Below are 7156 nucleotides of genomic sequence, written 5' to 3'. Positions count from 1 at the left end.
GAACCGCACGTACGGTGGTGTGAGAGGACGGCGGGAGTGATCCCGCCTCCTACTCGATACTTCGAAATCGGTGGTGGACCATTCGAGAGTGGCATCCCCCATGCGACCAAACTGCCGGGAGCAGTTTGGAACGGCGCAGCCGGCCCGAAGGGTGGAGGGCAGGAAGCCCGGAATAATGTAGTTCACCACCCAAATTCAGCACCAATCTGCTGTTAATGTAGTTCACCACTCCCAAATTCAGAACCGTTCTGCTTGAATTAAGAACAAATCCTGTTCAATTAGTGTCCAGATCTAAACCTACCTAATATCTTCCACTCCACGATCTGTAACTTTTACCCTGAATACCTGTTGTGAAGCCTGCTGCTTATTCGGATCAAACACCAACGGGAAATCAAAAACTGAACTTTGCTCACGTAATTTCTGCAGCAAACATAAGCGCTTAACAGGTAAAGGGCATAATTTCAGTGCCTGACCCACTAAAGTACCTGCTGTAAAACCTTCTAATCCGACATCAGACAAAGGATCAGTCGCCTGCTGAATCACAATCTCTGATACTCCCGCACCAAAATCCACTTTGTGTCTGTAGGTTTTGGTACCACCATAGTGGCCATGACCTTGTCATCTTTATCCAGCAAAAGATACTGTGGCATATTGAGGTTGGTAACCTTTGTTGCGACCAAAATTAATGGCTTCGGCCAAAGGTTTGTAGGTGCCGACTATAAACACCACCTCAACACCAGCTTTTATCAACTCCGACACTCCGGCTTCAATTTCCGTACTATTACGTTGAAAACGTGCAGTGACTACAGGTGATATGCCTTTTAACTGCAGCGCTTTTAAGTAACCTTGTTCAACAGAGGCGCCAAATTCGTCAGCTTGTAGCAACAGACCTACTTTGGTGTCAGGTTTTGTCAGCAGATAATCCACCTGACTTTGAGTTTCTTCGTCATAACCAGCTCGTAAGTGATAGATAAAATTATGTTCTGGTTGACGCAATAAAGAGGCACCAGTAAAGGGGGTTATATAAGGAATTTGGTAATGTTGCAGCAGAGGTAAGATGGCAGAGGATGTTGGAGTACCTACATAAGCGAATAGTGCTAGTACATTGTTTTCTATTATAAATTGTCTGGTATTCCGTACTGTTAGTTCGGGTTCATACTGATCATCTTTAACAAGTAACTGCACTTTGGCACCCTGAACGCCTCCCTCTTTGTTCAATTGGTTAATCGCCAGTTCTACGCCGTTTTTATAGCTTTGGCCTATACCGCTGGCATTCCCAGTTAGCGGTACCGACATTCCTAATTGAATAGTTTCAGCTTGTGCAGATGCAGTAGAAGCGCAGACTAACAACAGCATTGATCGTATAGATGACATGCTTAGTCGTGGCATAAATTGATACTCTTACAGCTTTCATAGCTCAGAGCTTAGTGGAAAATGTCGGAGGAAACCTTGTTCTGGCTCAAAAATGCAGCAGCTTACACAGCTCTGGGAGTTTTTGTTTAGCCGCAGGTTCTGAAATCTGCTGCCAGTCCTGTTTTTGCCACAGCCGTTGTACTAACAGCAGCGCTGTTTGATGCTCCACTTTGGCATAAAACAAATTGAACCAACACAACAGATGGGTTTCTATTAACTCATAAGGACGTAACCCTGCCTGAAATAACTCTAGTTCAGTGCTTTGCTGTGGTGTGATTTCTATAGAAGGAGGCTCTGCCCACAATAACGCCAAAGCTGGATCCAAAGTGCGTTGTCTATCAGCAAGTTGCCAATAGAGTTGTCTGGAAAACTGTTGTTGTAAAGCTTTAAATTGTTCACCATAGAGCATCAGAACAGAGGCTTCGTTGCTGGCTTGTTCGTTGTGGTGGCTGAGCTTTACCGGGCTAAAGCATGCTTTTTGCCAGAACTTTGCTAAAGCTAAAGTAGCACCAAAACTGGTGCCAATCAGATACTGCTGGCCCAATAAATCCTGTAAAACAAAGTTTAATAATTCACTACCAAGTCCCTGTGTTTGCACAAGAGGATGCACCACAATACGCTGAATTCTGGCCATTTTTTGCTCTGCTAGCTGCGGCTGTAGGCAATGAAAAGCTAAGCTTTGAGCTAATAAGTGCCCTTGTACTCTGCGTTTGCCATGCGCTACTGCACTAGCAAGCTCTGCATCCAGCTCACCTTCAAAACTGATTAAAGCACAGGCGATCACCTGCTGATCTTGCTCCAGTGTATATAACTTCAGTGCCGGGTTATCCAACAAAGCCCAGAGGTCCATCACATCGGTTTGATAATGCGCCAGGCTTAATAAACTAAAAATTTGTTGTAGCTTTTTAGGTTGTAGCAGTAAGTCCTTTACCTGATAGCTGGCTAGCTGAGTTTCCGGTAATGTAGCCAAAACAGAGTCCGTTTGCTCCAGTAAAAAACCTTTAAAAATCAGTTGCTCTAGTGGGTCGTTCATCTGATAACGTATAGGTTGATGCAAATGAAGTTTCTGAAAACCAGGGCAATGCTGCTGTAAATAACTTTGAAAGCGCAGCTGAAAACCACGGCCTGTGCCTTCGTAACCATGTTCTGTGGTGGCGAAAACTAAACGGCTATAAAGATCAGTTAGTTGCTGCAATTGAGGAGTTGGAATAGCAGCTGCTTCATCCACCAAAATCACAGTGTTCTGCTGCTTTTCTGCCAGTAAAACATCGACAGGCACAAAACGAATGGTACCGTTTAGCAGCTGATTTTGACCTTGCTGATACGGCTGATTTAAAAGGTCAGCAGCGATAAAAAATGCAGTTTGTACAGCAGCAGGCGAAGGGCCTGTCAGCAGAATATCGGTTTTACCTTGCAGCGCTAATTGAGCTGCAGCTAAACCCAAAGCGCTGGATTTACCACGACCACGATGAGCAGTCAGCACCAAAGGACGACGTCTATGGCCTGTCACTACCTTATGGATAGCGGCCACCGCTTGTTGTTGTTCTGCTGTGCGATAGGGCAGTTCTGCCTGTACTGGAGAAATAGCTTCCGGTAATAGCGGCATGACAGCAGAACGCCCTTCAATAAGCTGCACCCAACGAGCATCTTGCAATTGCTCTAACCAAAACTGTTTAAATAAGCCTGTATAAACAGCAGCATCAAGCGGATAGGGCAACACTCTTTTAGCAGCAGGGTTAGGCTGTTGTCGCCATAGATCCGGTTGTTCGGTAACAAATAACCAAATTCCACCCGCTTTTAGGCAACCACTGCTGGCTGCGACCAAATCCCAGTCGACAGCATAGCGAGCATCTACCACCAGCAGATCACATTCAGTGCCCAACCATTGCTGTTTTTGTTTGGCTGACAACAGCGTAAAACCAGCAGGGGCTTGCTGGCCTAACCAATAGCTTTTGCCTTCTGGTTGTAAGGTTGAAAGTTGCTGCTGAGTATAAGCCTCTGAACCTGCTAACCAAACCGGTAAACGCCAGCCACGCTCTTGATAAGCGCTTTGTTGCTGACGAATGATCTGCAGCAGGTCGGTCATGGCTTAAACCGGTTCTAACCTGGCATAAGCGGTCACCAGCCATTTACTGCCCAGTTCGTCAAAGTTCACCTGAATACGGGATTGTGGCCCTGTACCTTCATAATTCAGTACTGTGCCTTCACCAAACTTATCGTGTAATACGCGTTGGCCCAGTTTAAAACCGGTATTTTCAAAGGCGCTATGGCTAGCGGCGCTACCAAAACGGTTCATTTGGGTCGGCTTGCTGACATTCGTGGTCAGACGGATTTCTTCTAAACAGTCGGCCGGAATTTCACGGATAAAACGTGACGGCCTGTTGTACTGCTCCTGACCATATAAACGGCGGCTTTCGGCATGAGTTAAATACAACTTCTGCATAGCGCGGGTCATACCGACATAACATAAGCGACGTTCTTCTTCCAAACGCTCGCTATCGTCACCGCTTTGCTGGCTGGGGAACATGCCTTCTTCCAGACCACAGATAAACACCAGCGGGAATTCCAGACCTTTGGCACTGTGTAACGTCATCAGCTGCACTGCGTCTGAATGTTCTTCCGCCTGATATTCACCAGCTTCTAATGCCGCCTGAGATAAAAAGGCAGAAAGCGGCGTCATTTCTTCGGTATTGACATAAGTGGCGTTGGCGCAGGCGTTAACTAACTCGTTTAAGTTCTCTACCCTGGTCTGAGCCTTTTCACCTTTTTCGGCTTTGTACATTGCCATCAGACCTGATAGTTGAATGACATGATCGGCTTGCTCATCCAAACTTAAATCTTTGCTGTCGGCTTCGAGCTGATCAATCATCTGCACAAAGGTGCTGATAGCATTCGCTGCACGGCCAGTCAGTTGTTTATTGGCCAGCATTTGCTGCAAGCTTTGCCACAAGGTGACTTGTAGAGAACGGGCATTTTCCCGCACTTTGTCCATAGTGGTATCGCCAATACCACGCACTGGAGTATTAATAATGCGCTCCAGCGCGGCGTCATCTTGCCTGTTATTAATCAGACGCAGATAAGCCAACGCATCTTTAATTTCCTGACGTTCGTAGAAACGTAAGCCGCCATAGATACGGTAGTTAATACCGTCCTGAATTAAAGCTTCTTCCAGCACCCGCGACTGGGCGTTATTGCGATACAGTACTGCGGCTTCAATCAGTTTGCCGCCTTCACGTTTCCACTCGCGAATACGGCCGACAATAAAACGTGCTTCGTCCAGCTCGTTAAAAGCTGTGTAGAGCGAAATGGCTTCGCCTTGTTCGCCGTCCGTCCACAGATCTTTGCCTAAGCGATCACTGTTGTGCGCAATGACACAGTTCGCGGCTTTTAAAATAGTCCCGGTCGAGCGGTAGTTTTGCTCGAGGCGGATAGTGACAGGTTCAGGATAGTCGTTTAAAAACTGCTGAATGTTTTCCACTTTAGCGCCACGCCAGCCGTAAATGGACTGGTCATCGTCGCCTACTATCATCACTTTACTTTCAGTACCTGCCAGTAAACGTAGCCATTCATACTGGATAGAGTTGGTATCCTGGAACTCGTCAACCAGAATATGGCGAAAACGCTGCTGATAATGAGCACGAATTTGCGGTTGCTGTTTAATCAGCTCGAAGCTGCGCAGTAAAATTTCGGCAAAGTCGACTAAACCTGAGCGATCGCACATTTCCTGATAGGCGGCGTAAATTTTGATCATGGTTTGCAGGCTGAAATCGCCATGCGCGTCCATAGTGCCAGGGCGCTGACCTTCGTCTTTACGGGCGTTGATAAACCACTGAATTTGTTTAGGTGGCCAGTGTTTTTCGTCTAAATTCAGCGCTTTTAATACCCGACGCACTAAACGGTATTGATCGTCCGAGTCGATGATCTGAAAACCCTGAGGTAAACCTGCTTCCAGATAATGTGCCCGCAACATGCGGTGCGACAAGCCGTGGAACGTGCCCATCCACAAGTTATTTAAACTGACGCCTATGGTCTGTTCTATACGGTTACGCATTTCCTGTGAGGCTTTATTGGTAAAAGTCACAGCCAATAAACTATAAGGCGCAACCCGTTCCACCTGCATCAGCCAGGCTAAACGATGCACCAGTACCCGGGTTTTGCCCGAGCCGGCACCGGCTAATACCAGCATATGTTGAGGAGGAGCGGCTACCGCGTCACGTTGTTTATCGTTTAAGCCATCCAGTAAAGAAGAGACATCCATTAGCAGTAAGTACCTGTCGCTGACGCAAAATTTGCCGACATTATATACCCATCTTGCTTGTCACCCCAGCTTTGTTAACTGTGTGGAGGGCTTAAAGCAAAGCCTGTAACTGCTCTAACGAATCAATTTGCAGATGAGGCAATACCGCAGTGTGAAAATGGGTTTCATGCTTCAACCACACGGCCTGACAACCGGCGTTCAGCGCACCCCGTACATCGGCTTTGCTGTTATCGCCTATATGCAGCAGTTCATGGGGCGCAATAGCCAATTGTTGACAGGCTTTATGAAACATATCAGGGTAGGGCTTCATTTTGCCGCTGGGGCCTGCATGATAGGCGTGCTGAAAATACTGACTGATACGCAGCAAGGTTAAATCGGCATTGCCATTGGTAATTGCGACCAATGGATAACGCTCTGCTAAGGCTTTGAGTAATTGATGGCTGGAATCCGGCACTATTAAATTACTGCGGGCATTATAAAAAGCACTAAAAGCCAGTTCTGCAATTTCACCTGCTTCACAGCGACCAATACCTAGTTCCGTTAAGCCTTGTTCCACCGACAACAAGCGCCAGCGGCTGACATCGTGACGAACTTCCGGGTTAAGTTGCGCCAACTCTTTGCGTTTTTGCCACCAGAATTCAGGGTCAATTAGCCCAAGCTTAGGCGCCAATTGCAGCAGTTTTTGCTGCATAGCCAGTTCAGCCAACTCAATCACAGGGCCGTTGTTATACAGCGTATCGTCCAAATCAAAAGAGATAGCTTTAAAAGGCAAAAGGGCTTTGTAAACACGCATAAGGCTTTGAGTCCTGCTCAGAATGGGCTTAGTTTATCCTCAATCCTTTGTGCTGTATCTACCAAAACATCAAAGCAGGCGAAGTCGACTTAAAGCCCAGGCTTGTTTAACTGTTGTCGCAACCGCACTAACTCTTGCTTTAGCGCCTGAATTTCAGTGTCTGCCATACCGGACTTTAAACTGATATGGCGATTGACCCGCACTTTTTCGGCAGCTGTGGCACGCATCGCCCAGCCAGACTGGGTTAAACGTATTTGCAGTGCACGCTCGTTTTGCGGATTACGGCAGCGCTGCAGTAAACCCATTTTTTCCATACGTTTCAGCACTGGAGTCAGGGCTCCGGATGCTATCTGCAGTTGTTCGCCAATCTGCTGTAATTCCAGCGCGTCATTTTGCCACAAAATCAGCATCACTAAATACTGAGGGTAAGTCAGGCCCAATTGCTCCAGCAACGGCTTATAGACTTTGGTCATTGCTAATGAGGTGGAATAAAGGGCAAAACAAAGTTGCTGATCCAGATGCAATAAAGCCTCTTCCGGGGTTCGCTCTTTGTTGTTGGTTAAAGAAGTCATAAAACACTCCGCATGAAAGTCTGTTCGGTTTAAAAGAAAACTACCTGTACTTCCTTTTGGAACCGGGTTTTGCCCTGATAAAAAAGCCTCCCGCAGGAGGCTTAAGGTTCAGTAACTTTT

At 46.8% G+C, this 7156-nt stretch carries 6 protein-coding genes; all 6 read right to left on the bottom strand.

The genetic code is table 11. The annotated features are described in order from the left end of the window. Nucleotides 1–297: 297 nt before the first annotated feature. The gene (locus LSG37_RS20750; protein WP_233081918.1) at nt 298–573 is read right to left on the bottom strand and encodes a hypothetical protein; all 276 of its coding nucleotides are present in this window, start codon (nt 571–573) and stop codon (nt 298–300) included. Between the two features lie 51 nt (nt 574–624). Then, nucleotides 625–1374, bottom strand: coding sequence for an ABC transporter substrate-binding protein (locus LSG37_RS20745; RefSeq protein ID WP_233081917.1), 750 nt, complete (start codon nt 1372–1374; stop codon nt 625–627). A gap of 85 nt (nt 1375–1459) precedes the next feature. Further along, on the bottom strand, nt 1460–3499 hold the full coding sequence (locus LSG37_RS20740) for a GNAT family N-acetyltransferase (protein WP_233081916.1): 2040 nt from the start codon (nt 3497–3499) through the stop codon (nt 1460–1462). A 3-nt stretch (nt 3500–3502) separates the two neighbouring features. Beyond that, nucleotides 3503–5671, bottom strand: coding sequence for a DNA helicase II (gene uvrD / locus LSG37_RS20735; protein WP_233081915.1), 2169 nt, complete (start codon nt 5669–5671; stop codon nt 3503–3505). 91 nt (nt 5672–5762) lie between these two features. Then, nucleotides 5763–6464 (bottom strand): HAD-IA family hydrolase, encoded by a 702-nt coding sequence (locus LSG37_RS20730; RefSeq protein WP_233081914.1) that lies wholly within the window; start codon nt 6462–6464, stop codon nt 5763–5765. A gap of 89 nt (nt 6465–6553) precedes the next feature. After that, entirely contained in the window at nt 6554–7036 is a 483-nt protein-coding gene (locus LSG37_RS20725; RefSeq protein ID WP_233081913.1) for a MarR family winged helix-turn-helix transcriptional regulator, read from the bottom strand. Nucleotides 7037–7156 lie beyond the last annotated feature (120 nt).

Origin of the sequence: Rheinheimera soli (assembly GCF_021290985.1) — a bacterium.
GTDB lineage: Bacteria > Pseudomonadota > Gammaproteobacteria > Enterobacterales > Alteromonadaceae > Pararheinheimera > Pararheinheimera soli.
The sequence above is the reverse complement of the archived record's forward strand: the minus strand, read 5'-3'. Positions and strand labels throughout refer to the sequence as shown.

Excerpts from the sequence above, each read along its gene's own strand:
- LSG37_RS20745 (WP_233081917.1), bottom strand. The coding sequence starts at position 1,374 with ATGTCATCTATACGATCAATGCTGTTGTTAGTCTGCGCTTCTACTGCA.
- LSG37_RS20725 (WP_233081913.1), bottom strand. The coding sequence starts at position 7,036 with ATGACTTCTTTAACCAACAACAAAGAGCGAACCCCGGAAGAGGCTTTA.
- uvrD (WP_233081915.1), bottom strand. The coding sequence starts at position 5,671 with ATGGATGTCTCTTCTTTACTGGATGGCTTAAACGATAAACAACGTGAC.
- LSG37_RS20740 (WP_233081916.1), bottom strand. The coding sequence starts at position 3,499 with ATGACCGACCTGCTGCAGATCATTCGTCAGCAACAAAGCGCTTATCAA.
- LSG37_RS20730 (WP_233081914.1), bottom strand. The coding sequence starts at position 6,464 with ATGCGTGTTTACAAAGCCCTTTTGCCTTTTAAAGCTATCTCTTTTGAT.